21 protein-coding genes are annotated in these 24,259 nt (G+C 72.8%); 8 read left to right on the forward strand and 13 right to left on the reverse strand.

Translation table 11 applies throughout. The features are described 5' to 3' along the window. Window positions 1-14: 14 nt before the first annotated feature. Genes DQ244_RS08120 through DQ244_RS08130 form a run of 3 tightly spaced genes read left to right on the forward strand, consistent with a single transcriptional unit; the run spans window position 15 to window position 3,549 of the window. The gene (locus DQ244_RS08120) at window positions 15-1,370 is read left to right on the forward strand and encodes a DNA polymerase IV (protein WP_113810965.1); all 1,356 of its coding nucleotides are present in this window, start codon (window positions 15-17) and stop codon (window positions 1,368-1,370) included. Next, on the forward strand, window positions 1,367-2,947 hold the full coding sequence (locus tag DQ244_RS08125; RefSeq protein WP_113810966.1) for an FAD-binding oxidoreductase: 1,581 nt from the start codon (window positions 1,367-1,369) through the stop codon (window positions 2,945-2,947). The genes DQ244_RS08120 and DQ244_RS08125 overlap by 4 nt, the downstream gene beginning before the upstream one ends. Beyond that, entirely contained in the window at window positions 2,944-3,549 is a 606-nt protein-coding gene (locus DQ244_RS08130) for a bifunctional 2-polyprenyl-6-hydroxyphenol methylase/3-demethylubiquinol 3-O-methyltransferase UbiG (protein WP_199580288.1), read from the forward strand. The genes DQ244_RS08125 and DQ244_RS08130 overlap by 4 nt, the downstream gene beginning before the upstream one ends. Before the next feature lie 4 nt (window positions 3,550-3,553). Here DQ244_RS08130 and DQ244_RS08135 read toward each other — a convergent pair whose 3' ends face one another. Both DQ244_RS08135 and DQ244_RS08140 read right to left on the reverse strand, forming a co-directional pair. Then, on the reverse strand, window positions 3,554-4,441 hold the full coding sequence (locus tag DQ244_RS08135) for a hypothetical protein (protein ID WP_113811132.1): 888 nt from the start codon (window positions 4,439-4,441) through the stop codon (window positions 3,554-3,556). A gap of 32 nt (window positions 4,442-4,473) precedes the next feature. After that, window positions 4,474-5,682 (reverse strand): CdaR family transcriptional regulator, encoded by a 1,209-nt coding sequence (locus tag DQ244_RS08140; protein WP_113810967.1) that lies wholly within the window; start codon window positions 5,680-5,682, stop codon window positions 4,474-4,476. A gap of 95 nt (window positions 5,683-5,777) precedes the next feature. Here DQ244_RS08140 and DQ244_RS08145 point away from each other — a divergent pair, with 95 nt between their 5' ends. Both DQ244_RS08145 and DQ244_RS08150 read left to right on the forward strand, forming a co-directional pair. Beyond that, the gene (locus DQ244_RS08145; RefSeq protein WP_113810968.1) at window positions 5,778-6,881 is read left to right on the forward strand and encodes a ferredoxin reductase; all 1,104 of its coding nucleotides are present in this window, start codon (window positions 5,778-5,780) and stop codon (window positions 6,879-6,881) included. A gap of 26 nt (window positions 6,882-6,907) precedes the next feature. Continuing rightward, on the forward strand, window positions 6,908-8,107 hold the full coding sequence (locus DQ244_RS08150) for an acyl-CoA desaturase (protein WP_113810969.1): 1,200 nt from the start codon (window positions 6,908-6,910) through the stop codon (window positions 8,105-8,107). Between the two features lie 79 nt (window positions 8,108-8,186). Here DQ244_RS08150 and DQ244_RS08155 read toward each other — a convergent pair whose 3' ends face one another. The 8 genes from DQ244_RS08155 to DQ244_RS08190 form a co-directional block, all read right to left on the reverse strand. Then, window positions 8,187-9,629: a hypothetical protein gene (locus tag DQ244_RS08155; RefSeq protein WP_113810970.1), complete on the reverse strand. Its 1,443-nt coding sequence runs from the start codon at window positions 9,627-9,629 to the stop codon at window positions 8,187-8,189. Window positions 9,630-9,892: 263 nt separating this feature from the next. Then, window positions 9,893-11,833, reverse strand: a complete 1,941-nt coding sequence (locus DQ244_RS08160; protein ID WP_147251490.1) for a hypothetical protein — start codon at window positions 11,831-11,833, stop codon at window positions 9,893-9,895. 172 nt (window positions 11,834-12,005) lie between these two features. Further along, window positions 12,006-13,376, reverse strand: coding sequence for a replicative DNA helicase (gene dnaB, locus DQ244_RS08165; protein ID WP_199580289.1), 1,371 nt, complete (start codon window positions 13,374-13,376; stop codon window positions 12,006-12,008). A 522-nt stretch (window positions 13,377-13,898) separates the two neighbouring features. Then, on the reverse strand, window positions 13,899-14,345 hold the full coding sequence (rplI, locus tag DQ244_RS08170) for a 50S ribosomal protein L9 (RefSeq protein WP_113811133.1): 447 nt from the start codon (window positions 14,343-14,345) through the stop codon (window positions 13,899-13,901). An 11-nt stretch (window positions 14,346-14,356) separates the two neighbouring features. After that, a complete protein-coding gene (gene rpsR, locus DQ244_RS08175) occupies window positions 14,357-14,593 on the reverse strand; it encodes a 30S ribosomal protein S18 (RefSeq protein WP_014378671.1) in 237 nt (78 codons plus the stop codon). An 86-nt stretch (window positions 14,594-14,679) separates the two neighbouring features. Further along, the gene (locus DQ244_RS08180) at window positions 14,680-15,174 is read right to left on the reverse strand and encodes a single-stranded DNA-binding protein (RefSeq protein ID WP_113810973.1); all 495 of its coding nucleotides are present in this window, start codon (window positions 15,172-15,174) and stop codon (window positions 14,680-14,682) included. A 2-nt stretch (window positions 15,175-15,176) separates the two neighbouring features. After that, complete coding sequence (gene rpsF, locus DQ244_RS08185; protein ID WP_104524186.1) at window positions 15,177-15,464, reverse strand: 30S ribosomal protein S6; 288 nt, start codon at window positions 15,462-15,464, stop codon at window positions 15,177-15,179. Window positions 15,465-15,683: 219 nt separating this feature from the next. Beyond that, window positions 15,684-16,682, reverse strand: coding sequence for a hypothetical protein (locus tag DQ244_RS08190; protein WP_113810974.1), 999 nt, complete (start codon window positions 16,680-16,682; stop codon window positions 15,684-15,686). A gap of 169 nt (window positions 16,683-16,851) precedes the next feature. Here DQ244_RS08190 and DQ244_RS08195 point away from each other — a divergent pair, with 169 nt between their 5' ends. Continuing rightward, on the forward strand, window positions 16,852-17,661 hold the full coding sequence (locus tag DQ244_RS08195) for a deoxyribonuclease IV (RefSeq protein WP_113810975.1): 810 nt from the start codon (window positions 16,852-16,854) through the stop codon (window positions 17,659-17,661). 62 nt (window positions 17,662-17,723) lie between these two features. On the opposite strand, the gene DQ244_RS08200 is transcribed toward DQ244_RS08195, so the two are convergent. From DQ244_RS08200 to DQ244_RS08210, 3 genes are all read right to left on the reverse strand, one after another. Further along, window positions 17,724-19,259, reverse strand: coding sequence for a glycosyltransferase family 87 protein (locus tag DQ244_RS08200; RefSeq protein ID WP_113810976.1), 1,536 nt, complete (start codon window positions 19,257-19,259; stop codon window positions 17,724-17,726). A gap of 31 nt (window positions 19,260-19,290) precedes the next feature. Beyond that, window positions 19,291-21,711, reverse strand: coding sequence for a transglycosylase domain-containing protein (locus DQ244_RS08205; protein ID WP_199580290.1), 2,421 nt, complete (start codon window positions 21,709-21,711; stop codon window positions 19,291-19,293). A 140-nt stretch (window positions 21,712-21,851) separates the two neighbouring features. Next, window positions 21,852-22,268 carry a DUF5318 family protein gene (locus tag DQ244_RS08210; RefSeq protein ID WP_113810977.1) on the reverse strand — a complete coding sequence of 139 codons (417 nt, stop codon included), beginning with the start codon at window positions 22,266-22,268 and terminating at the stop codon, window positions 21,852-21,854. Between the two features lie 157 nt (window positions 22,269-22,425). Between DQ244_RS08210 and DQ244_RS08215 the strand changes: the two genes are divergently transcribed. Then, on the forward strand, window positions 22,426-23,070 hold the full coding sequence (locus DQ244_RS08215; protein WP_113810978.1) for a PadR family transcriptional regulator: 645 nt from the start codon (window positions 22,426-22,428) through the stop codon (window positions 23,068-23,070). A gap of 95 nt (window positions 23,071-23,165) precedes the next feature. Beyond that, window positions 23,166-24,239, forward strand: a complete 1,074-nt coding sequence (locus DQ244_RS08220) for an inositol-3-phosphate synthase (protein ID WP_113810979.1) — start codon at window positions 23,166-23,168, stop codon at window positions 24,237-24,239. Window positions 24,240-24,259: the final 20 nt, after the last annotated feature.

Genomic DNA, 24,259 nt, shown 5'->3' on the forward strand with positions numbered 1-24,259 from the left:
GTGAGGCGCTGGTCGTGAGGGGAGCCGCGAGCATCCTGCACCTCGACCTCGACGCCTTCTTCGCCGCGGTGGAGCAGCGGGACAAGCCCTCGCTGCGCGGGCGGCCGGTCGTCGTGGGCGGGGTCGGCGGGCGCGGCGTCGTCGCCACGGCGTCCTACGAGGCCCGCGCCTACGGCGCCCGCTCGGCCATGTCGACGGCCGAGGCCCGCCGGCGGTGCCCGTCGGGGACGGCGTTCCTCGGCGGCCGGTTCGCCGCCTACCGGCGCACCTCCGACGTCGTCATGGGGCTCCTGCGGGAGGTGTCGCCGCTGGTCGAGCCCGTGTCGATCGACGAGGCCTACGTCGACCTCGCCGCGGCCGACGACCTCGACCTCTCGGTGGACGGCGTCACCGCGCTGGGCACCGAGCTCAAGGAGCGCATCGCCGCGGCGACCGGAGGGGTGACCGGCTCGATCGGCATCGGCAGCTCCAAGCTGATGGCCAAGATCGGCTCCGACCTGGACAAGCCCGACGGTCTGGTCGTCGTCGCCCCCGGGCGCGAGCTGGAGCTGCTGCACCCGCTACCGGTGACCCGGCTCGGCGGCGTCGGGCCGGCCACCGCGGAGCGGCTGCACCAGGTGGGCGTGAAGACCGTCGGTGACCTGGCCGCCCGCTCGCTCACCGACCTCGTGGCGCTGGTCGGCAAGGCGCACGGCGCCGGGCTGCACGCGCTGGCCCGGGCCGACGACGACCGCGCCGTCGTCTCCGACCGGGGCGTGAAGTCCGTGTCGCACGAGGAGACCTTCGAGCGCGACCTCACCGACGTCGTCGTCCTCGGGCGGGAGATCGACTCGATGGCCGCACGGGTGGGCGAGCGGCTGCGGAAGGGTGCGATCTCCGGCCGCACCGTGACGCTGAAGCTGCGCCGGTACGACTTCACCACCCTGACCCGCTCGCAGACCCTCCCCCAGCCGACCGACGACCCGCGCCTGATCGCCGCCACCGCCCGCCGGCTGCTGACCGAGGCCGGCACGGCCGGCGGGCTGCGGCTGCTCGGCGTGGGCGTCTCCGGGCTGTCCGTCTACGCCCAGGGCGACCTCTTCGCCGACGGCCTGCTCGACGACGGCGGAGAGGCGGAGGCACCGCCGGAAGCCGAGGACGCCGCCCCGGTGGTGGAGCCCGAGCTGCCGGTGGAGAAGCGCTGGTGGCCGGGCCAGGACGTGCGGCACGACGAGCTCGGAGCCGGGTGGGTGTGGGGCCGCGGGCTGGGCCGGGTGACGGTGCGGTTCGAGGGCCCGCGGACCGCACCCGGGCCGGTGCGCACACTGTCCGCCGACGACCCCGCGCTGCAGCCCGCGGACCCGCCCGACTGGCGAGAGGACCCTCGATGACCGTCCAGCGCTCCTGGTGGGGCTGGGGCACCACCGACCAGGCCCTGCCCGACGACGAGTGCGTCGCCCTCGCCGCTCTGGTCCCCGGCCTCCCGTCGTCGCCCCGCCCGGTCCCGGACCTCGGCGACCTGACGCTCCCGGCCTCCCGGATCACGCCGCCGGGCACCCTCCCGCTGACCACCGATCCCGCCGTCCGGGCCGCGCACGCGTTCGGCAAGGCCTACCGGGACGTCGTCCGCGCCCTCTCCGGGGACCTGCGCGGCGCGCCCGACGCCGTCGGCCTCCCGCGGGGCGAGGACGACGTCGTCGACGTGCTCGACTGGGCGGCCGGCGCGGGGGTCGTCGTCGTCCCCTTCGGCGGCGGCAGCTCGGTGGTCGGCGGGGTCGAGTACCGGGGCGACCGGCCGTGGCTGTCGCTGGACCTCACCGGCCTGGACCGGGTGCTGGAGGTCGACCGGACCAGCCGGGCCGCCCGGATCCAGGGCGGCGCCCTCGGCCCGGTGCTGGAGGAGCAGCTGCGCCCGCACGGCCTGACGCTGCGGCACTTCCCGCAGAGCTTCGAGTTCTCCACCCTCGGCGGCTGGCTGGCCACCCGCGCCGGCGGCCACTACGCCACCCTGCACACCCACATCGACGACCTGGTGGAGTCCCTCCGCGTCGTCACCCCGGCCGGCGTGAGCGGGTCGTGGCGGCTGCCGGGCTCCGGGGCCGGCCCGTCGCCCGACCGGCTGTTCCTCGGCTCGGAGGGCACGCTCGGCGTCATCACCGAGGCCTGGATGCGGCTGCAGGACCGGCCGACGTCCAAGGCGTCGGCCTCGGTGACCTTCCCGGACATGACCGCGGCGATCGCGGCCGTCCGCGCGATCGCCCAGGCGTCGCTGTACCCGGCGAACTGCCGGCTGCTGGACCCGGGCGAGGCCGCGCTGTCCGGCGCCTCGGGCGGCGAGCCGGTGCTGGTGCTCGGCGTCGAGTCGGCGTCGGTCCCGGTCGAGGGCCGGCTGGCCGAGCTCACCGACCTGGCGCGCGCGGACGGCGGAACGGTGGCCGGCGGCGGGGGCGGCCGGGATGCGGCCGCCGACGCCTGGCGGAGCACCTTCCTGCGGATGCCCTACGTCCGGGACGGCATGGCGCGGATGAGCGCGATCGTGGAGACCTTCGAGACCGCCTGCACCTGGGACCGGGTCGAGGAGCTGTACGCCGCCGTGCGGTCGGAGATCGGCGCCGCGGTGCGCGAGGTGACCGGCGCCGAGGGGCTGGTCAACTGCCGGTTCACGCACGTCTACCCCGACGGGGCGGCGCCGTACTTCACCGTGATCGCCGCCGGCCGTCCGGGATCGGAGGTGGCGATGTGGGACGACGTGAAGACGGCGGCGTCGGAGGTGCTGGGCCGCCTGGGCGCGACCATCACGCACCACCACGCCGTCGGCCGCGACCACCGGCCCGGGTACGACCGGCAGCGCCCCGAGCCCTTCGCGCTGGCGCTGCGGGCGGCCAAGCAGGCCCTCGACCCGGCCGGCGTCCTCAACCCGGGCGTGCTGCTGGACGAGATCCCCGGGCGTGCCATCGTGGAGCCGTGACCGAGTCGAGCGCCTGGGCGCGCCTCACCGAGGAGAACCCGGACCACTCCGCGGCCTACGTGCGGCGCTGGCACGACCTGGCGGCGCAAGGGATGGACCTCGTCGGCGAGGCGCGGCTGCTCGACGCCATGCTGCCGCGGGGAACGCGGGTGCTCGACGCGGGCTGCGGGCAGGGCCGCATCGCCGGCCACCTCGCCCGCGCGGGGCACGACGTCGTCGGGGTGGACCTCGACCCCGTGCTGATCGCCGTCGCCGGCGAGGAGAACCCGGGCCCCCGCTACCTGGTCTCCGACCTCGCCGAGCTCGACCTGCCGTCCCGGGGCGTCGAGGAGCCCTTCGGAGCGCTGGTCTGCGCCGGCAACGTCATGACGTTCTTGGCGCCCTCGACCCGCCGCGAGGTGCTGCGCCGGCTGCGGGCCCACCTCGTCGCCGACGGCCGCGCGGTCATCGGCTTCGGCGCGGGCCGCGGCTACGGGTTCGACGAGTTCCTCACCGACGCGCGGGCGACCGGCTGGGCCGAGGAGCTGCTGCTGGCCACCTGGGACGTGCGGCCGTTCACGCCGGAGTCGGACTTCCTCGTCGCTGTCCTCCGCCCCGCCTGAGGCCTCAGAGCCGCCCGTTCGCCCGCAGCAGGGAGAGCGCCTCGACGGTCCGGTGCCCCCGCCACTCCAGGGCGGCCGCCGGCGAGTAGCTGTCGAAGTCCACGGTCCAGCCGCCGTCGTCCTGCTGGCCGGCCACCAGCCGGTCCAGCTCGGCCTCCACGACCGCGGGCGCGAAGAGCGAGCGCGCCGGGCCGCCGGGGAACGGGGCGAAGTCCAGCGGACGCATGTACTCGTCGGCCGCGCCGCCGGCCACGTGCAGCAGGCCGTCGGCCGGCACGAGGTCCTGCAGCCGCTCCACGGCGGCGGTCGCCTCGGGGCGGACGGCGGCCGCGGCGTCGAGGAACTGCACCGCGAAGGCCAGCTCCATCGCATGCGTGCCCGCGTCGACCGCCTCGATCGCCGTCAGGCAGTGGTCGGTCGCGGTCGCCAGCCAGGGGTGCCCGGCCACGGCCGGCACGGCCGCCGCCACGCGGTGCGCCGTCGCGGCCACGACCGCGGTGATCTGCAGGGACGACCGCGAGAGGTCCGCCGACGCCCAGAACGGCGCGCAGGCGGCCGGATCGGGGATCGGGAGCGCGAACGGCAGGCCGCCGTCGGGCAGCGTCGCCGTCGCCAGCCAGTCGCAGACCCGCAGCGCCCGTTCAGCACCTGCCACACCCGTGTCGGCGAGGGCCTCGAGCGCGTGCAGGGCACCCGCCGGCTGGCTGGTGCGCGACCGCAGATCGGGCTCCAGACCCCAGCCGTAGCCGCCGTCGGGGTTCCGGTAGCCGTCCAGCGCCGCGAGCACCGGCTCCGGGGCCCCGCCGCCGAACAGCAGATCGGCGCGGCGGCGGTCCAGCACGCGCGCGGAGCCGGCCAGGAACCCGGCGGCCGCGGCGAGGTCGACGGTCATGCCGCCACCCTGCCGCACCGTGACCGACGCGGTCATCCGCCGTCGGCGTCGGTCCCCGGTGCCCGGTCGGGCACCCCGAGGGCGATGGTCAGCTCCAGGACCGCCGCCGGGTCCTCCAACCGGTCCCCGTACAGCTCGCGCAGCTGGGTCATGCGGTAGCGCACCGTCTGCGGGTGGACGAAGAGCTCCGCGGCGACCTGATCGCGCCGGCCGTGGTGCAGCAGCCACGAGCGCAGGGTCTCGGTGAGCTTCTCCCGGGCGGTGTCGGCGAGCTCGGTCAGCGGGGCGAGGACCCGGGCGCGCAGATCGGCCAGCGCCTCGGCGTCGGCCCGCACCACCAGCTCGGCCAGGCAGCAGTCGGTGTCCAGGGGAGCCCGTTCCCCGGGCGTCATCCCCAGCCGCAGCGCCCGCACCACCCGTGCGTAGGAGGTGTGCGCCTCCGACCAGGGCCGGGCGGGCCCCACCGCGGCCTCCCGCCCCTCCAGGGAGCGCAGCAGCGCCGGCCGGGCCGCTCCGTCGGCGTCCGGGACGAGGAGCACGGTGAGCTCGTCGGCGTCCGGGACGTCGGTCAGCTCCTCGGTCGACCGCAGCGTGCGGGCGTCGAGCGACACCAGCGCCCCCTGCGTGCGGGCCGCGGGCAGGACCACGACGGTGAGCGTGCGCGGCGGCGTCCACTCCGCGCGCTGCGCGGCTTCGAGCAGCTCCGCCTGCGGGCTGCCGAGGAGCAGCCCCTGGGCCAGCCGCTCGAGCAGCCGCTCCCGGGCCCGGCCGCTGGAGGCCAGCTCGTCGGCGTGCCCGGCGACGCTGGCCGCCGACAGCCGGTCGATGTAGGCGAACACCAGCTCGGCGAACCGGGCCGTGGACTCCGGCCCCAGCCCGGCGGCGACCGCCGTGGCGCTCATGTCGCGCCAGGCCACCCGTGCGCCCACCCGGTAGGCCGCCAGCAGCGCGTCCATCGAGCGCCCGCTGCGCGCCTCGCCGCGGCCCAGGGCGTACGCCGCCTCGACCACCGGACCGCCCGGGGTGCCCGCGTCCGCGGTGCCGCCGGCCGCCGCCAGCTGCAGGAAACCGCGCAGGGTGAGCTCGACGGCGTTGGAGATCTTGCGCCCCATCGGGCCCTGGAACGCGTCGGCGTACCCCGGCACCGCGACGATGATCGCCTCGACCGCCCGCTCGGCGACCTCCGGCAGCTCGTCGCGCATCGCCTCGGCCACCGCCTCGGGGAAGTCGTGCGCCCGCATCGCCCACCGCCCTTTGTTCGCAGGGAACAGAACCTACCCCTCGATTCACGTCGCGGGCACAGGTATTTGGCTGCGGGACTGGGAAAGCTGAATGCATGACAGCGACGACCCCTCGACCCGACGCGGCCCGCCGACCGGCGCTGCGCGACCGGGTGCTGAAGATCGCCGAGCTGGTCACCACCCCGCTGCTGCCGGTGGACTACCTGGACCTGTTCGACCCGCTGCGCTCCGGCGCGGCCCTCCGCGGCCGGATCGAGGCCGTCCACCGGGAGACCCGGGACGCCGCCTCGATCGTCATCCGCCCCGGCCGCGACTGGCTGCCGCACCGTCCGGGCCAGTACGTCCGCATCGGCATCGACATCGACGGCGTCCGCCAGTGGCGCGCCTACTCGATCACCTCGGTGCTCGACCGGGCCGACGGCTGCTTCACCATCACGGTGAAGGCCATCCCGGACGGCAAGGTCAGCAACCACCTGGTGCACCGGGTGAAGCCGGGCACGATCATCCAGCTCGACCAGGCGACCGGCGAGTTCGTCCTCCCCGAGGCCACCCCCGCGAAGTCGCTGTTCGTGACCGCCGGCTCCGGCATCACGCCGGTCATGGGCATCCTGCGCAACCACGCCCACCAGCTCACCGACACGGTGCTCGTGCACTCGGCCCCCACCGCCGACGACGTCGTCTTCGGCGCCGAGCTGCGGCAGATGGCCGCCGAGGGCCGGATCACCCTGATCGAGCAGCACACCGACACCGCCGGGCTGCTCGACGCCCGCTCCATCGCCGAGCTGGTCCCCGACCTGCACGAGCGCGCCACCTGGGCCTGCGGTCCGGTCGGCATGCTCGAGGCGCTCGAGGAGCACTGGGCGTCCGCCGGCATCGCCGAGCAGCTCTACACCGAGCGCTTCCGCCCCCGCGTCCTCGCCGGCGCTGGCGAGGGGGGCACGGTCACCTTCGAGCAGAACGGCACGACCGTCGAGGTCGAGGGCACCACCCCGATCCTCGACGCCGCCGAGGAGGCCGGCGTGCTCATGCCGAGCGGCTGCCGCATGGGCATCTGCTACGGCTGCGTCCTCCCCCTGCGCGAGGGCGCGGTCCGCGACCTGCGCAACGGCGAGATCACCTCCGCCGACGACGTCGGCGACGGCGTCCTCGTCCAGACCTGCATCAGCGCGCCCGCCGGCGCCTGCTCCATCGACCACTGACCGTCCCGAGCCCGAGGAGTCGCACCGTGACCGTCATCCAGAAGAAGCCCGAGAACCCGATCGCCCACCTCACCGCCGAGGACATCGAGCTGATCGGCAAGGAGCTCGACACCATCCGCCAGGAGGTCCGCGACAGCCTGGGCGAGGACGACGCCAAGTACATCCGCACCGTCATCGACGTGCAGCGCAAGCTCGAGCTGGGCAGCCGCGCCGTCCTGCTGTTCTCCAAGTTCCCGCCGGCCTTCGTGCTCGGCACCGTGGGGCTCTCGGTCGCCAAGATCCTGGAGAACATGGAGATCGGGCACAACATCCTGCACGGCCAGTGGGACTGGATGCGCGACCCGAAGATCCACTCCACGACGTGGGAGTGGGACATGGCCAGCCCGGCCGCGCAGTGGAAGCACTCGCACAACGAGCTGCACCACACGTACACGAACGTGGTCGGCAAGGACAACGACCTCGGCTACGGCATCATGCGCGTCGACGAGGACCAGCGCTGGCACCCGCTGTACCTGGCGCAGCCGCTCTGGAACTTCATCAACGCCTGCTTCTTCGAGTACGGGATCGCCGCCTACGACCTGGAGCTGGGCAAGAACCTGGCCACCAAGAAGCGCCGCAACGACCCCAAGTTCCGCGCCGCCGCCAAGCAGGTTCTGAAGAAGATCCGCAACCAGGCCGCCAAGGACTACGTCGTCCACCCGCTGCTGTCGGGCCCCTCCTTCGTGCCGACGCTGGTCGCCAACTTCACCGCCAACGTGGTGCGCAACCTCTGGTCGCACTCGGTGATCATGTGCGGGCACTTCCCCGAGGGCGTCGAGACCTTCGAGAAGACCTCGATCGAGGGCGAGACCCGCGGCGAGTGGTACGTCCGCCAGATGCTCGGCTCTGCCAACATCTCGGGCAGCAAGGCCATGCACGTCATGACCGGCAACCTGTCGCACCAGGTGGAGCACCACCTGTTCCCCGACCTGCCCAGCAACCGGTACGCCGAGATCGCCCCGCGGGTGAAGGAGATCTTCGACCGCTACGAGCTCACGTACCACTCCGCACCGCTGTACAAGCAGGTCGCGAGCGCGTGGCACAAGGTCATCCGGCTCTCGCTGCCCAACGGCTGGCTCGCCGAGACGACGCCGAAGAACGCCCCGGCGCAGCTGGCCAAGCTCTACAAGATGACAGCGGGCGGGCCCAAGGTCCGTCGAGCGCTGCAGTCGAAGGCCGCCGCCTGATCCACCCGCACCGCTGAACGCCAGAGGCCCAGAACCGTCGTGGTTCTGGGCCTCTGGCGTTTCACTGCCGGCCGGTTCCTCAGTACACCCGGCCGTTGCGCAGCTGCAGGTAGCCCCCTTGGAACAACTGGGTGAGCCCGCCGGGGGCCTGGTAGGCGTTGTCCCTCGGGTAGCCCAGGTTGCCGTTCTCCCAGCCCCGGGCAGCCCAGGCGTCCCGCAACGCGCCGGTCACGGCGTAGGCGTTCGGGCTCCGCCAGCCCAACGGCGCCCCGCCGCTGTACAGCGAGCCACCCTGGAAGTGCTGCCCGCAGCCGTTGTCGCGCAGCCCGCAGAACGTGCTGCTCGTCGGGTACCCGAGCGGGCCGTTCTCCCATCCCTGCCGCCCCCAGGCGGCGAGCTGCGAGCCCGTGACCAGGAAGGTGCCGGCGCGGGTGGCGTACACCGAGCCGCCCTGGAAGTGCTGGCCGCACGCGCCGTCGCGGAGGCCGCAGAAGGTGTCCGACGTCGGGCGCCCGAGGGTTCCACGCTCCCAGCCCTGCGCCCCCCACGCGTCGCGGATGGAGCCCAGGACGGTGAACGTGCCGTTCCACGTCGAGTAGATCGACCCACCCTGGAAGTGCTGCCCGCGGATCCGGTCTCCGAAGAAGGGCTCCGAGGTCGGGTAGCCCAGCGCACCGTTCTCCCAGCCCTGGCCGGCCCAGCGACCGATGACCTCGGGCGCGAGGACGCGCGCCCCCGACGACGGCGACCAGTAGACCGACCCGCCCTGGAAGTGCTGCCCGCAGCCGCCGTCACGCAGGCCGCAGAAGGTGGACGACGTCGGGTAGCCGAGCGACCCGTTCTCCCAGCCCTGACCCGCCCACCGGTCCCTGATGGGCCCGCGCACGGTCCGGGACCCGGTGGACGGGCTCCAGTAGACCGAGCCCCGCTGGAAGTGCTGCCCGCAGCCGCCGCCGGGCAGGCCGCAGAACGTGTCCGTCGTGGGGTAGCCGACCGGCCCGCGCTCCCAGCCCTCCGCCGCCCAGCCCGTCCGGATGTCCGGGTCGACGCGCACCGCCGCAGTCGCCGCCGACACGTAGATGGACCCGTTCTGGAAATGCTGCCCGCAGCCCTCGTCCGGCAGGCCGCAGAAGGTGTCCGACGTCGGCTCTCCGATACCTCCGGGGACCGGGACCGCACCGAAGCCGCTCGGCCACGCGTCGAAGATCTCGGGATCGGTGAAGGCGTAGGCCGCGGACGGGACGAAGGCCGACCAGTACACGATGCCGTTCTCGAAGTCCTGCCAGCAGGCGGACAGGCCGCTGCAGGTCTTGGACCCCATGGCGGCGCCCAGCACCCCGCTCGGTCCACCGAGCGCGGCGTACTTCGCCTCGATGAGGTCCCCGTCGGGGCCGGGCAGGGCCGCCACCGACGCCGGCTGCTCCGCGAGCGCCTGGCCGGGAACGAGCAGCGCTCCTGCCACGGCGAGGCCGGCCATCGCGCCGGCCAGCAGGCGCCGGGCGCCCCACACCTGTGTCGTCATGCTGAGCGCTCCCCGTTCTCGTCCCGCGCGTCAGCACGCGGTCGCCGCAACGTACGGATCACGGTCAGCGCAGTGCGCGCGACACTCCGGAGACGGATGATCACCGGACCGACGAGTCCGCTCAGCTGTTCGTGCAGGTCGACAAGGGGATGACCTCCCAGTCGTTTCCCGTGAAACCAACCATGGGCCACCCAGCCGGCCCGGCGGAACGCACGAGGGCCCGGAACCGTCGCGGTTCCGGGCCCTCGCCGTTCCTGGTCTACCTACGGGCGCAGCGCGGGCTGCGGGTAGTTCAGCGGGAGCAGCAGCGCCGGGTTGCTGATCGGCACCTCCCACACGTTGCCGCCCGCATCGGGGTCGATCACCTGACCGCTGCGGAGGAACGCCGCGATCTGCTTCTGCCCCTGCAGCGCTGACGGGTGGTTGAGCACCAGCAGGAAGCTGTGCGGGTTCGGCAGCGCCGGCGTGGCCTTGTCGTTGCGGTACAGGCTCGTGCGCGACCAGAGGTTGCCCGCGTCGATGAGCGTGTACGACGTCGGGTTCGGAACGGTCTGGTCCCCGAACGCGACCTGGACCAGTACCCGCTTCGGGTCGATCAGCGGCGCGAAGGTCTCGGGGCTACCCGGCCGGCTGAGCCAGGTCGACCGCGCCAGGTAGTCCTGGATCTCGACGGCTCCCTTGACCGTGGCCGTGACGGGGCCCTCGCCCCGCAGCGGCATCTGCTCCTGGAAGAAGGCCCGGGTCTGGTCGGTGCTGTTGAGCAGCCCCGCCGCCTGGAGCGCCTGGGTGGTCAGCAGCCGGAAGGACGGCGATGTCCGCGCGATCTCCGAGATCGGACCACCGGGCACGTTGAGGACCGAGCGCGCCACCTTCGGGTCGGCGCCGGTGAGCATCGTGCCGTAGATGCCACCGAAGCTCTGGCCGAAGTAGGTGACGTCCTTGCCGGAGAGGTCCGGCGTGCCGTTCCCGTCCACGTCCGTGCCGCCCAGCGCGCGGATCAGCGTCATGTTGTCCGCGGCGGTCTGCCGCAGGGCGTCCCGGGAGGACTGCGCCGCTGCCGCACCGGTGGCCGACGATCCCTCGCTGCTGCCGATGAGGCTGTCGGCGTCGTCCTGGTCGACACCGCGGCCGTAGGCGGGCAAGGTGGTCGGCGTCTCCGCCGTGGGACGGGTGATGCGCCACGTGCTGGCCGGCCCGTAGCCGTGACCGACCACCTTGGTGCCGATCGTCGCGATCCCGCTGGGCGCGTTGGCGGTGGCGGCGAGGAAGACGCTGGTGTCGTTGGCGGTGAACCCGTGACCGAACACGGCGGTCGGCCACCCGCCAGCCGGTGCGGGGCCGGCGGGGAGGACGGCGACGAACGGCAGGCGTGCCGCGTTGACCGGCGACGGACCGACGTCACGGGTCGGCGTCTGCCTGATCGTCACATCCGGCCGCAACCAGTTCGGCGCCAGGTAGGAACCGAACACCAGGGTGGCGTCAGGGGGCAGCTGGGCCGTCGGTACGACGCTCGGGCCGACCTCCTTCGGCCCGTCCGACGTCATCGTGGGCGCCGGCCGGTCGGGGACGAACTCCACCTTCGTGTCCTTGACGGGGAAGGCGCCGTCGACCTGCAGACCGGGGGCCTGGATGCCCACAGCCTTGAACGCCTGACCGCTGTCGATCTGCTTGCGCAGGTCCAGCAGACCGTCGGTGGCGCTCATCGTCGTGAAGGTGTCCTGCAGCGACTTGTTCGCCGGGCCACCTTGGACGCGCAGCTTGTAGGTCGTGCTCGGCGCCAGCTGCTTCGCGGGGTGGGCGTACAGCGTCGTGGTCGCCGGGTCCCAGACCACGCGGTCGACTCCGGTGCGCCAGCTGCCCTTGGCGTCCTGCAGCCTGATCCGTGAGGCCGCCTCGGCCGGGTCGACCGGGCCGCTGAACCGGATGGCGATGCGCGGGTCGAGGTCGAAGCCGTCGAGCTGGTTGAGCTGCTGCACCAGGCCGCAGCTGATCGGTGCGCCGCAGGGCTCGGTGGGCAGGTTCACCCGGCGGCCGGTCAGCTGGCCCTTGTCGGCGACGGTGAGGCTGTCGGAGGGGAACGCGGAGATCGGGTCGGCCTTGCCGGGCTTGGCCAGGGCCGGTGTTGCGGTGGCCGTGACGGCGAACGTCACGGCCAGGGTGCCGACGACCGACGCGGTCGTGCGACGCCATGAGCGAGAGGACACGAGGGCTCCAATACAGAGGGGACCTCGTTCCTAGCTGACAGTGACGTGGCACACAACCAGTTGCGCGATGAAAAGATCTTGGTCCGGCACTGCTTCCGCGTGGAACGACGACCGCCCGCCACCCGGTGACGGGTGACGGGCGGGCGTCGGAACGAGCTGGGTGGCCGCGAACCTAGTTGGCCATGTCCACGAAGCGGCTGTAGTGGCCCTGGAAGGCGACCGTGACGTTGGCGGTGGGGCCGTTGCGGTGCTTGACCAGCATGATGTCGGCCTCGCCGGCCCGCGGGGACTCCTTCTCGTACATGTCCTCGCGGTGGATCATCATGACCATGTCGGCGTCCTGCTCGATCGAGCCGGACTCACGGAGGTCCGACAGCATCGGCTTCTTGTCCTGACGCTGCTCCGACCCACGGTTCAGCTGCGACATGGCGATCACCGGCACCTCGAGCTCCTTGGCCAGCAGCTTCAGCGCACGGGAGAACTCCGAGACCTCCTGCTGGCGGCTCTCGACCTTCTTGCCCGAGGTCATGAGCTGGAGGTAGTCGATGACGATCAGCTTCAGGTCGTTGCGCTGCTTGAGCCGCCGCGCCTTGGCCCGGATCTCCATCATCGTCATGTTCGGCGAGTCGTCGATGTAGAGCGGCGCATCGGCCACCTCGCCCATGCGGCGGGCCAGCTTGGCCCAGTCCTCGTCGGAGAGCGTGCCGGCGCGCATGTGGTGCAGCGGCACCTTCGCCTCGGCCGAGAGCAGACGCATGGTGATCTCGTGCTTGCTCATCTCGAGCGAGAAGATGCAGGCTGGCATCCCGTGCTTCACCGTCGCCGAGCGCGCGATGTCCAGGCCCAAGGTGCTCTTGCCGACACCGGGACGCGCGGCGATGACGACCATCTGGCCCGCCTGCAGGCCGTTGGTGAGCTCGTCCAGGTCACGGATGCCGGTCGGCACACCCCGGGCGGTGCCACCGCGGGAGGCGATGGCGTCGAGCTCGTCCATCGTGGGCTGCAGGACGTCCTCGAGGCGCGAGTAGTCCTCGCTCATGCGCTTCTCGGTGACGTCGTAGATCTCCTGCTGGGCGCGGTCGACGATGTCGTCGACGTCGCCCTTGCCGCCGGCCGCGCCGTAGCCCAGCTGGACCACGCGGGTACCGGCCTCCACCAGGCGGCGCAGCACGGCCTGCTCGGCCACGATCGCGGCGTAGTAGCCGGCGTTCGCCGCGGTGGGCGTCGAGGCGATCAGCGTGTGCAGGTAGACCGCGCCGCCCATCTTCGACAGCTGGTCGGTGCGGTTGAGCTCGGCGGCCACGGTGATGGCGTCGGCCGGCTCACCCCGCCCGTAGAGGTCGATGATGCAGTCGAAGATCACCTGGTGCGCCGGCCGGTAGAAGTCCGCACCGTGCAGGACCTCGACGACGTCGGCGATCGCGTCCTTGCTCAGCAGCATGCCGCCGAGCACCGACTGCTCCGCCGCGACGTCCTGCGGGGGCTGCCGGTCGTACGCCGGAGCCGTCGCAGTCGGTCGGCTGAACTCGTCGGCCACCGCCACGGGGTACCTCCATCTCCTTGCGGGCGCGCCCACGACACCACTGCGCGCAGGGGAAGTACGCGAGCTCGGCGGACTGCGCCGGACCGAACAGCTGTTCGGTCTCTGCCTACCGCAGGGGACTGACAGTCCCGTGTCCCGGTGGCCGCAGAGGACGTTAGGGAAGGCGGGCCGCCGGAGTCCACCACCGCTGTGCACGCCGATCTGCACAACTTGTGGACAAGTCGGTGGACGGAGGCGTGTCGACATGTGGAGAAGCCGGGGGACGCTGGACGGCGACCGGGCCGCACGGCCCGGCTGACCTGCACGGACGCCGTCCCCCGGCTGTGGACGGGAGAATGTGCCCAAGTTTTTTTCGCGGCGCGCACCACGAGTCACACGAGCCCTGCGCCGGGCCGGAACACCGCTCTGCCGGTCCCGGCGCCGCTGCCGGGCCTCAGGGTTCCGGAGACGACGCGAGGGGCGCCGGACCACGTCCGACGCCCCTCGCGGGCGGTGCAGAGCCACTCAGCGGGCTCGCCGGTGTCAGCCGGCGACGACCTCGATGCTCAGCTGAGAGGTGACCTCGGGGTGCACCCGCACGGTGACGGTGTGCTTGCCCGTGGTCTTGATGCTGCTGGGCAGCTCGATCCGGCGACGGTCGAGCTCCGGGCCGCCGGCAGCGGTGACCGCAGCGGCGACGTCGGCGGTGGTGACCCGGCCGAACAGGCGGCCGCCGTCACCGGCGCGGGCCGGCACGCGCACGGTCAGCCCGGTGAGGCGACCGGCCACGGCCTGCGCCTCCTCGAGGGACCGCACGTCGCGGGTGGCACGCGCCCGGCGCAGGGACTCGACCTGCTTCTCGGCACCGCGGGTGGCCAGGATGGCCAGGCCGCGGGGCAGGAGGTAGTTGCGGCCGTAGCCGCCCTTGACCTCGACGGAGTCGCCGGAGGAACCGAGACCGGTGACCTCAGCAGTGAGGATCAGCTTCATGGTGCTCATGATCAGCGCGCCGTGGAGGTGTAGGGCAGCAGCGCCATCTCACGGCTGTTCTTCACGGCCGTGGCGACGTCACGCTGGTGCTGGCTGCAGTTGCCGCTGACGCGGCGGGCACGGATCTTGCCGCGGTCGGAGATGAACTTCCGCAGCAGGGTCGTGTCCTTGTAGTCGACGTAGGTCGCCTTGTCCTTGCAGAACTGGCAGACCTTCTTCTTGGGCTTGCGAACAGGAGGCTTGGGCACCTGGTTCTCCAGAAAGTAAGGGGATGGAACGGCCTCGTCCGGAGGCTCGTCCCGAGCGTGCGAGGGATGAGGAGGACGAGGTCCTTCTAGAAAGGAGGCTCGTCGGACGGGCCGGCGGGCGTCGACCAGGGGTCGCTCGCGCCGCCGCCACCTCCGCCACCGAAGCCGCCGCCACCGCCGCCGCCACCGAAGCCACCGCCGCCGCCACCCTCACCGCGGGAGGCCTTGGTGACCTTCGCGGTGGCGTAGCGGAGCGAGGGGCCGATCTCGTCGACCTCGAGTTCGATGACGGTGCGCTTCTCGCCCTCCTTCGTGTCGAAGGAGCGCTGCTTCAGACGACCGCTGACGATCACGCGGGAGCCACGGGTGAGCGACTCGGCCACGTTCTCGGCGGCCTGGCGCCACACGTTGCAGCGGAGGAACAGCGCCTCGCCGTCCTTCCACTCCTGCGACTGACGGTCGAAGGTGCGGGGCGTCGACGCCACGGTGAAGTTGGCGACGGCAGCGCCCGACGGCGTGAAGCGCAGCTCCGGATCGGCGGTGAGGTTGCCGATCACGGTGATGACGGTTTCGCCGGCCATGGTCAGTGGACCTCGGGCCGCATCAGCTTCGTGCGGAGCACCGACTCGTTCAGGTTCAGCTGGCGGTCCAGCTCCTGGACGGCGGCCGGCTCGGCCTGGATGTCGATGATGGCGTAGATGCCCTCGACCTGCTTCTTGATCTCGTAGGCCATCCGTCGGCGGCCCCAGATCTCGGTCTTGACGGTGCCACCGGAGTTGGTGACCACGGTCAGGAACCGGTCGAGCGAGGGAGCGATGGTGCGCTCCTCGAGATCGGGGTCGAGGATGACCATCAGTTCGTAATTGCGCACGGAGAACCCCACCTCCTCTGGTCTCAGCGGCTGCAGGGGATCTGCAGCAGGAGGGTCGTACATGCGTCGCGCGCCCCGGGGGACCCCGAAGAGACCCGGAACGCGCAGGTCCAGGCTACCAGCGCCCGCGGCGCGGCGGTCCGCCGCCGTCCACAGGGGCCCGGGAACGACCGTGGCCGCCGTCCCGGAGGGGACGACGGCCACGGTGGGGGCGAGCGGTCAGCGGGTGCCGCGCGACGCCTGGTGGGTGCGGACAAGAGCCGCGGTGACGGCGGCGAGCGCGACCACGGCCGCCAGGGCGGCGGCCGGGAGGGCCACCGGCTCCTCGGACGAGGCGTTCACCGTCTCGGCGTTCCCCTCGTCCAGCGAGGCGCTGTCCAGCCCGGCCAGCTGGCCGAAGACCGGGACGGAGGCGCCGTCGTAGGAACCGGCCATGCCGCCGGAACCCGAACCGGAGCCGGAGCCGGCGCCGTTGCGGTCGGCGGCCGTGGTGCTGGTGCCGGGCACGAAGAACTGCGCCGGGTCGAACGCGGCGATGGCACCGCGGCTGCCGGCCGACATCGGCACGGAGCCGCCCATCGGGTACTGGTACTGGTCGCCCGGGCCGTTGACGTCCGGCCGCTGCGCCGGAGCGGGCTCGCCCGTGGGCGGCGCGGGAACCGGGGCGCCCGGCGGGAGCGGCTGGGTGCCCGGCACCTGCGGCAGCGCCACCTGGGGCAGCTGCGGCACGTTCACGCCGGGGAGGGTCGGCAGGGCGGGGGCGACGGTCTGCACGACGTAGGGGACCGGGGCGGGCAGCGGCGGCAGGGAGCCCAGCACCCGGTCGACGACCTGCTGCGCGCTGACGCCCAGCGGGAGAGACGCCTGCGGGACGACGCGGTAGGTGTAGGTGATCGTGCCGGCCGTGGCGGGGTCGCGGAACGTCCAGGCCGTGCTCTGCTCGGGCGCCAGCTTGCGCGACTCCCCGAAGAAGGAGACGGCGACGTCGGTGTAGACGGTCGCGCCGACCGCGACGTTGCCGAGCGGGAGCGGGATCGAGATGCCGCCGCGGTTCTCCGCCGGGATCTTGTTCACGAACGTGACCGTGCCGCCCGGGTCGACGCTGGCCAGCGGGGGCGTGACGTTGCGGATCTCGATCGTCGCGGCCGGCGCGGCCACGGCCTCCGGGGCCGAGGTCACGGAGGCGGTGACGACACCGATCCAGGCGAGGACGGCCACCGCGATGCCTCTGCGGGCTGTCCGACGGATGCGACCCGTTGCCATGTTCTGCTACCTCCACGTCGACGTCACACCACTACTGGCGAGTAACCCCCGTCACGCCTTCAACGATGATGTGACGCGAGCGATACGGGTAAACCTGAAGTCGTCGCGGATATGAGGAGCAGACATGCATGCGCACCCGATCGGCGTACACGTGGGCGCCGGCCTCACCGACGACGGGGCGCTCGACGCGGGCGGTCCGCTGGCCCGCGCGGCGGAGATGGACGCCGACGGCGTCCAGGTCTTCCTCGCCGATCCGCAGGGCTGGAAGGCGCCGAAGCCGCGCCCGGACGCCGACGACCTGCGGGCCTCGGGCCTGGCCGTCGTCGTGCACGCCCCCTACGTGCTGAACGTGGCGACGACGAACAACCGCATCCGGATCCCCAGCCGCAAGCTCCTCGGGAAGCACGCCGAAGCGGCCGCCGCCGTCGGCGCCCGCGGGCTCGTGGTGCACGGCGGGCACGTCCTCACCGCCGACGACCCTGCCGTCGGCGTCGACAACTGGCGCAAGACGTTCGCCCGCCAGGCCGACGACGGCGGGTTCCCGGTGCCGGTGCTGATCGAGAACACCGCCGGCGGGGGCAACGCCATGGCCCGCGACCTCGACGCCCTGGCGCGGCTCTGGGACGGCGTGGGCGAGTTCGGTGCCGGCTTCGTGCTCGACACCTGCCACGCGTGGGCGGCCGGCTGGGACCTCACCACCGTCGTCGCCGACGTCCGGGCGATCACCGGCCGGATCGACCTGGTGCACCTGAACAACAGCCGCGACCCCGCCGGCTCCAGCCGGGACCGGCACGCCCCGCTCGCCGCCGGCGAGATCCCGACCGAGCTGCTCGTCGAGGTGGCGCGCACGGCCGGCTGCCCGGTGGTGCTGGAGACCCCCGGTGACGCCGCCGATCACGCCGCCGAGATCGCCCTCCTGCGGGCCGCGCTGTGACACCGCGATCCTCCGGATCGCACCGCGACCACGTGCCGTCCCGGCTCGGCTGAGCCGCTGCGTCACTCCTCGCGGGACCCTCCGGGCCCCACTCGTCGCGACATGAGCCGTCCCCGGCCCCTGAGGACCCAGCTGTCCGGAGCGTGCTGCAGCGGGCCGCCGGCCGGGTCGTCGACGCCTGGCCAGCTGGTCCGGACGACGTCGCGGTCGGGGTCCAGGACGTCCCGCACGACCAGCGCCACCAGGACGACGACGGCGAGGTCGCGCAGCACCACCGCCAGCAGGAACCACTCGACGTCGACCCCGCGGTCCTCCGGGCCCAGGTACCAGAGCAGCCGGGGCACCCACAGCAGCGCCTCGGTGGCCTGCCAGAGCAGCAGCGACCGCCAGCCCGGGCGGGCGAGCACGGCCAGGGGCAGCAGCCACAGCGAGTACTGCGGGCTCCAGACCTTGTTGGTGAGCAGGAAGACCGCCACCAGGAGGAAGGCGATCTGGGCCACCCGGGGCCGGACCGGGGCCGACAGCGTCAGCCACCCCACGGCGGCCACGCCCGCGAGCAGCGCCAGGGCCACCAGGGCGTTGAGCACCACCGGCGTCTGCCCCTCGGCGAGCGGACCGTCGAGGATCCGGTCGCCGGTCAGGTGCATCGCCACGTTCCACAGCGAGTCGGGATCGGCCGGCCGGACGCTGTTGAGCCGGAAGAAGCGCCCCCAGTTCTCCGTGGCCAGCACCGCGACGGGGGCGTTCACCGCCACCCACACGCCGACGGCGGCCAGCGCGGTGCGCAGCCAGACCCGCAGCAGCCCCGAGCGGAGGCAGAGCAGGAAGAGGGCGCCGAGCAGGAAGGCCGGGTAGAGCTTGGCCGCCACGCCCAGGCCGAGCAGGACGCCGGCCAGCACCGGCCGGTCCCGCGCCCAGGCCCACATGCCCAGGGTCGCCAGCGCCACGGCGAAGAGGTCCCAGTTGGTGAAGGCGTGCACGACCAGCAGGGGGGACAGCCCGATCATCGCGGCGTCCCACGGTCGGCGGCCGGCCAGGGCCAGCACCGCGCGGACGACGAGGAAGGCGCAGGCGGTGAGCAGCAGGCAGGTCACCACGTAGTAGCTCTGCACCGGCGGGATCGAGGGCAGCAGGGCCGAGGCCTCGGCCGCCCGGTCGTAGGTGCCCGCGAGCGCCGCTGCGGTCGCCATGAAGGCGCCGGTGAGGACCGGGTACTCGACGTCGCTGTCCAGGTAGGGGAGGGCCCCGTCGTCCAGGCCGTGCAGGCCGAACAGCGGGATCGTGTCGGAGTAGCAGAAGTGCGTGTACTGGACGCTGCCCGACCAGTCCCCGTCGGCGCACGGCGCCTGCTTCACCCAGGCGACGGCGAGCGCCAGGGTGGCGAAGAGCAGGCAGATGCGCAGCGGCGTCCAGAACAGCGCCCGGCCGGTCACGGCGAAGCGGCCCCAGGGCCCGCCCACCGCCTCGCTGGCCTGCCGGACGACCGGATCGGTCCACGACGGCACGACGCGGTCCGGGCCGGCCGGCGCCGTCGTTCCACGTGGAACGGCCACGGGCCCGTCCGCGGTGGCGGACGGGCCCGTGGGCGTGGTGCTCATCTCTGCAGTGTGCGGGATGGCCCCGCGGCGATCAGTCGGGACGCGGCGGGAAGACCGGCTGATCCGGCGGCTGACCACCCGGCCGGCCCCCCTGGTCCGGCGTCGGCGTGGGGGTCGGCGTCGGGGTCGGGGTCGGGGTCGGCGTAGGCGTCGGCGTGGGGGTCGGCGTCGGCGCCTGCGTCGGGGCGGGGGCCTGGGTGGTAGGCGCGGGCGCGTTCGTCGTCACCGGGGCCGGGGCCTCGGTGGTGGGCGCGGGCACGCCCTTGCCGCTGTCCCCGGTGACCAGCGCCTTGTCCGGCAGCTTCTCCTTGGGGGTGCCTGCCAGCGCCGCGTTCATGAAGCGCTGCCAGATCGCACCCGGCAGGCCCGAGCCGTAGACGATCCGCCCGGAGGAGTCCTTGATCGCCTCGCGCTGATCGGTGCCCAGCCACACGGCGGCCGACAGCGACGGGGTGTAGCCGACCATCCAGGCATCGGAGTTGTCCGACCGGTTCAGGCCCTGCGTACCGGTCTTGCTGGCCACCTCGCGACCGCCCTCGAGCGCCCGCTTCGAGTAGGAAGCGACGCCCTTGGTCGCCACCGTGACGTCGTTGGCGACGTCGGCGGGGATCACCTGCTCGCCGGGCTCGCCCGCGTTCTCCAGCAGCACCGTGCCGGCGCTGTCGGTCACCTTGGCGACGAAGTGCGCCGGGCGGTAGACGCCACCGGCGGCCAGGGTGGCGAAGCCCTGCGCCTGGTCGATCGGCCGCATCTCGTACTCGCCGATGCCGATCGAGGACCCGGTCGCGCCCGAACCGCCGGCCAGGGTCGGGGAGTTCTTGAGGCCACCGCCCTGCCACTGCTCCGGCAGGCCGGTGGCCGCGAGGATGGTGTCCCGCACGTTCTCCGGGCCGACCTCGTAGGCCAGGCCGTAGTACGTGGTGTTCAGCGAGCGGGTGATCGCCTCGGTCAGCGTGCAGGCCGGGCAGCTGGCGCCGCCGGAGTTGGTCACCGGCAGACCGGGCCGGTCGGGGAACTCCTGGTCGTCGCTGCCGTCGCGCCGGGCCTGGATGCCGATGCCCTGGTCCACCGCGGTGGCCAGCACGTACGGCTTCACCGACGAGCCGGGCTGCCGCTGCGCCTGCGCGTAGTCGGTGCCGACGCCGTCCCGGCCGCCGTGGTACGCCACGACCCCACCGGTGCGCGGGTCGATCGCGACCAGCGCCTGCCGGAGGTTGTCCGGCTGCTCCGGCGTCATGACGGCGTCGACGGCGGCGACGGCGGCGTCCTGCGCCGGCTTGCTGATCGTGGTGACGATCCGCAGACCGCCGGCGTTGATCTGCTGCTCGTCGTAGCTGTGATCGGCCTCGAGCTCGCGGCGCACCTGCTCGACGATGTGGCCCTCGGGGCCGGTCGGCGTCCCCAGCGCGGAGCCGCCCTTGGGCAGCACCGGCGGGTACACGGACGCCTCGCGCTCGCCGTCGGTCAGCCAGCCCTCCTCGACCATCGCGTCGAGCACCAGGCCCCAGCGGTCCTGCGCGCCCTCCGGGTTGACCTCCGGGTCGTAGGCCGACGGGCTGCGCACCAGGACGGCGAGGACGGCGCCCTGCTGCGCGGTCAGCTGCGAAGCCGAGACGCCGAAGTAGGTGTTCGCCGCGGCCTCGATGCCGTAGGCACCCCGGCCGTAGTAGATGGTGTTCAGGTAGTTCTCGAGGATCTGCTCCTTCGAGAAGTTGTTGTCCAGCTTGATCGCCAGGAAGAGCTCCTGGAACTTGCGGCTGAACGTCTGCTCCGAGGTCAGGAACGCGTTCTTGACGTACTGCTGGGTGATCGTCGAGCCACCCTGGGTCGAGCCACCGGTCACGTTGTTCCAGGCGGCGCGCACGATGCCGGTGAAGGAGATGCCCGGGTCGGAGTAGAAGCTGCGGTTCTCCGCGGCGAGGACGGCCCGCTGCGCCGGCTCCGAGATCTGGTCCAGCGCGACGTTCGTCCGGTTCTCGTCACCCAGCCGGGCCATCTCGGTGGTGCCGTCGGAGTAGTACATGATCGTCGTCTGCTTGGTGGAGACCGAGTCGGGGCTCGGCACCTCGGTGCTGGCGTAGACGACGCCGACGAAGACGCAGAGCAGCGCGAGCAGCCCGCCCATGATCCCGGCGGCGATCTTCAACCGGCGCTTGCGGCGCTGCTTCTTGTTCCCGGTGGCCTTGCCCTTGGTCCCCGGGCGGGCCGGCGGGCGACCGGCCGCCGCACCCGCGCGGGCCGCGGTCGTGCCGCCACGGGAGGCCGTCGTGCCCCCGCGGGACGCCGTCGCCCCCCCGCGCGGGGGGACCGGCGGACGGCCACGCCCACCGGCGGGCGGCCGCGGACGGCCGGTGCCTCCGCCGCCACCGGTGCTGCGGGTCCGCGTGGCCGGCGGTCGGCGGACCGACCCGGATCGCGGCGCGACGGGCGAGGTCTCGTCGTGGCTGGGCACGAGCACACCCCTTCCTGGCTGTCATGGGCGCCGGGCACCTGCCCGGACGCGGTCGAGCGTCTTCAGCTGTGGAGGCGGGTCCCACCCCGCCGGGCCACCGGTCCCTTCCCGCGCACGCGGGCCGGAGACCGGCCGACCGGTTACTTCTCCGTCGCCGCCCGGCGACGGCCGCGCCGGGGCTGGCGCCCCGGCTCGGGCTCGACACCGAGGACGTAGGAGCAGTCCAGGTGGTTCCAGCCGCAGCTGCGGCACACCTCGACCTGGTACACGGAGAACTCGTCCTGCGCCGCGTCCATGCGGGCGAGCTCGACCTCCGTCTTGGCCTGACCGGCCACCGGACCGAGGTGGTCGCCGTACACGTAGTTCACCAGTGTCAGACGGTCCCGGCGGCACACCGGGCAGGCGTCGTCGGTCGGCTGTCCGTGGTACTTCGCGGCCCGCGAGAGGTACGGGCTGGCGTCGCAGACCTCGAAGAGCCCGGTGCGCCCGGCGTGCACGTCGGCGAGGACGGCTCGCCGCTGCAGCGAGTAGTCCACGACGGATCGACGTCCGGGCACGGGCGCCAATGTACGCAGGACGCGCCGCGGATGGGCGTTCCCGTGCGGCGACGTACGTCGCGCTGGGCACACCCGCCCCGGCCGTCCCGGGGCGGCGCGCTCCTCGGCCCGATGTATCGTGGCGATACATCGACAGGGAAGAGGCGAGGAGGGTGACGTGCTCGAGTTCGCCATCCTCGGTCTGCTGCACCAGTCGCCGATGCACGGCTACGAGCTGCGCAAGCAGCTCGCGGCGGTCCTCGGCGGGCTGCGCAGCATCTCCTACGGCTCGCTGTACCCCGCGCTTCGGCGGATGCAGGCGGCCGGGCTGATTACGACCGATGAGCCCACACCGCGTGCCCTGCTGCCGGCCGACGCTCCCGCGCTCACCGGCCGGCGCGGGAAGGTGGTCTACACGATCACCGCGGAGGGCAAGGAGCGCTTCCACGAGCTCGTCTGCGAGACCGGTCCCGAGGCCTACGACGACGGCGGGTCCTTCGACGTCCGCCTGGCGTTCTTCCGGCACACCGCACGGGACGTACGGCTGAGCATCTTGGAGGGGCGCCGCCGCACGGTCGAGCGCCAGCGGGAGGGCCTGCGGGCCTCGCTGAGCCGGACCCGGGAGCGGTTCGACCGCTACACGCTCGAACTCCAGCGGCACGGCCTGGACTCGGTGGACCGGGAGGTCCGCTGGCTGTCGGAGCTGATCGACAGCGAGCGCCGGGAGGCGACGGAGCCGTCCTCAGCGCGCCGGGAGGCGACGGAGCCGTCCTCAGCGCGCCGGGAGGCGACGGAGCCGTCGCAGGAGCCGGGCACCACCTGAACCAGGCGGTCGGGCCCGGGCCCGACCGTTTCGTCACCACCGGACCGCACGCGGTTCACGTACACCGGACCACCGGTCCAGGGAGAAGGAGAGTCATGGGGTCAGTCAAGGTCGCCATCGTCGGCGTCGGTAACTGCGCCGCCTCGCTCGTGCAGGGCGTCGAGTACTACAAGGACGCCGACGAGACGGCGTCCGTGCCGGGGCTGATGCACGTCCGGTTCGGCGAGTACCACGTCTCCGACGTCGAGTTCGTCGCCGCGTTCGACGTCGACGCGAAGAAGGTCGGTCGGGACCTCTCCGAGGCCATCGTGGCCAGCGAGAACAACACCATCTCGATCTGCGACGTCCCGCCGCTGGGCGTGACCGTGCAGCGCGGCACCACCCTCGACGGGCTCGGCAAGTACTACCGCGAGATGGTCGAGGAGTCCGACGAGCAGCCGGTCGACGTGGTCGCGGCGCTGCGGGAGTCCGGCGCCGACGTCCTCGTCTGCTACCTGCCCGTCGGTTCGCAGCAGGCCGCCGAGTTCTACGCGCAGGCCGCCCTGGACGCCGGCGTCGCCTTCGTGAACGCCCTGCCGGTCTTCATCGCCGGCACCAAGGAGTGGGCGGACAAGTTCACCGCCGCGGGCGTGCCGATCGTCGGTGACGACATCAAGAGCCAGGTCGGCGCCACCATCACCCACCGCGTGCTCGCCAAGCTGTTCGAGGACCGCGGTGTGCAGCTCGACCGCACGATGCAGCTGAACGTCGGCGGCAACATGGACTTCAAGAACATGCTCGAGCGCGAGCGCCTGGAGTCCAAGAAGATCTCGAAGACCCAGGCCGTCACGAGCCAGGTCGACCGGGACATGGGCAAGGACAACGTGCACATCGGTCCCTCGGACCACGTGCCGTGGCTGAGCGACCGCAAGTGGGCCTACGTCCGGCTCGAGGGCCGCGCGTTCGGTGACGTCCCGCTGAGCCTGGAGTACAAGCTCGAGGTCTGGGACTCCCCGAACTCGGCCGGCATCATCATCGACGCGGTCCGCGCCGCGAAGATCGCCAAGGACCGCGGGATCGGCGGCCCGATCCTGTCGGCGTCGTCGTACTTCATGAAGAGCCCGCCGGTGCAGTACAGCGACAGCGAGGCCCGGGACGCCGTCGAGGCGTTCATCCGCGGCGACGCCTGATCGAACGGCCTCCCTGCAGG

Origin of the sequence: Blastococcus sp. TBT05-19, assembly GCF_003319095.1 — a bacterium.
Classification (GTDB): Bacteria; Actinomycetota; Actinomycetes; order Mycobacteriales; family Geodermatophilaceae; genus Blastococcus.

Coding starts and splice junctions, on each gene's coding strand:
- DQ244_RS08135 (WP_113811132.1), bottom strand. CDS start 4,441: ATGACCGTCGACCTCGCCGCGGCCGCCGGGTTCCTGGCCGGCTCCGCG.
- DQ244_RS08220 (WP_113810979.1), top strand. CDS start 23,166: ATGGGGTCAGTCAAGGTCGCCATCGTCGGCGTCGGTAACTGCGCCGCC.
- DQ244_RS08140 (WP_113810967.1), bottom strand. CDS start 5,682: ATGCGGGCGCACGACTTCCCCGAGGCGGTGGCCGAGGCGATGCGCGAC.
- rplI (WP_113811133.1), bottom strand. CDS start 14,345: ATGAAGCTGATCCTCACTGCTGAGGTCACCGGTCTCGGTTCCTCCGGC.
- DQ244_RS08200 (WP_113810976.1), bottom strand. CDS start 19,259: ATGAGCACCACGCCCACGGGCCCGTCCGCCACCGCGGACGGGCCCGTG.
- DQ244_RS08125 (WP_113810966.1), top strand. CDS start 1,367: ATGACCGTCCAGCGCTCCTGGTGGGGCTGGGGCACCACCGACCAGGCC.
- DQ244_RS08155 (WP_113810970.1), bottom strand. CDS start 9,629: ATGACGACACAGGTGTGGGGCGCCCGGCGCCTGCTGGCCGGCGCGATG.
- DQ244_RS08180 (WP_113810973.1), bottom strand. CDS start 15,174: ATGGCCGGCGAAACCGTCATCACCGTGATCGGCAACCTCACCGCCGAT.
- DQ244_RS08195 (WP_113810975.1), top strand. CDS start 16,852: ATGCATGCGCACCCGATCGGCGTACACGTGGGCGCCGGCCTCACCGAC.
- DQ244_RS08145 (WP_113810968.1), top strand. CDS start 5,778: ATGACAGCGACGACCCCTCGACCCGACGCGGCCCGCCGACCGGCGCTG.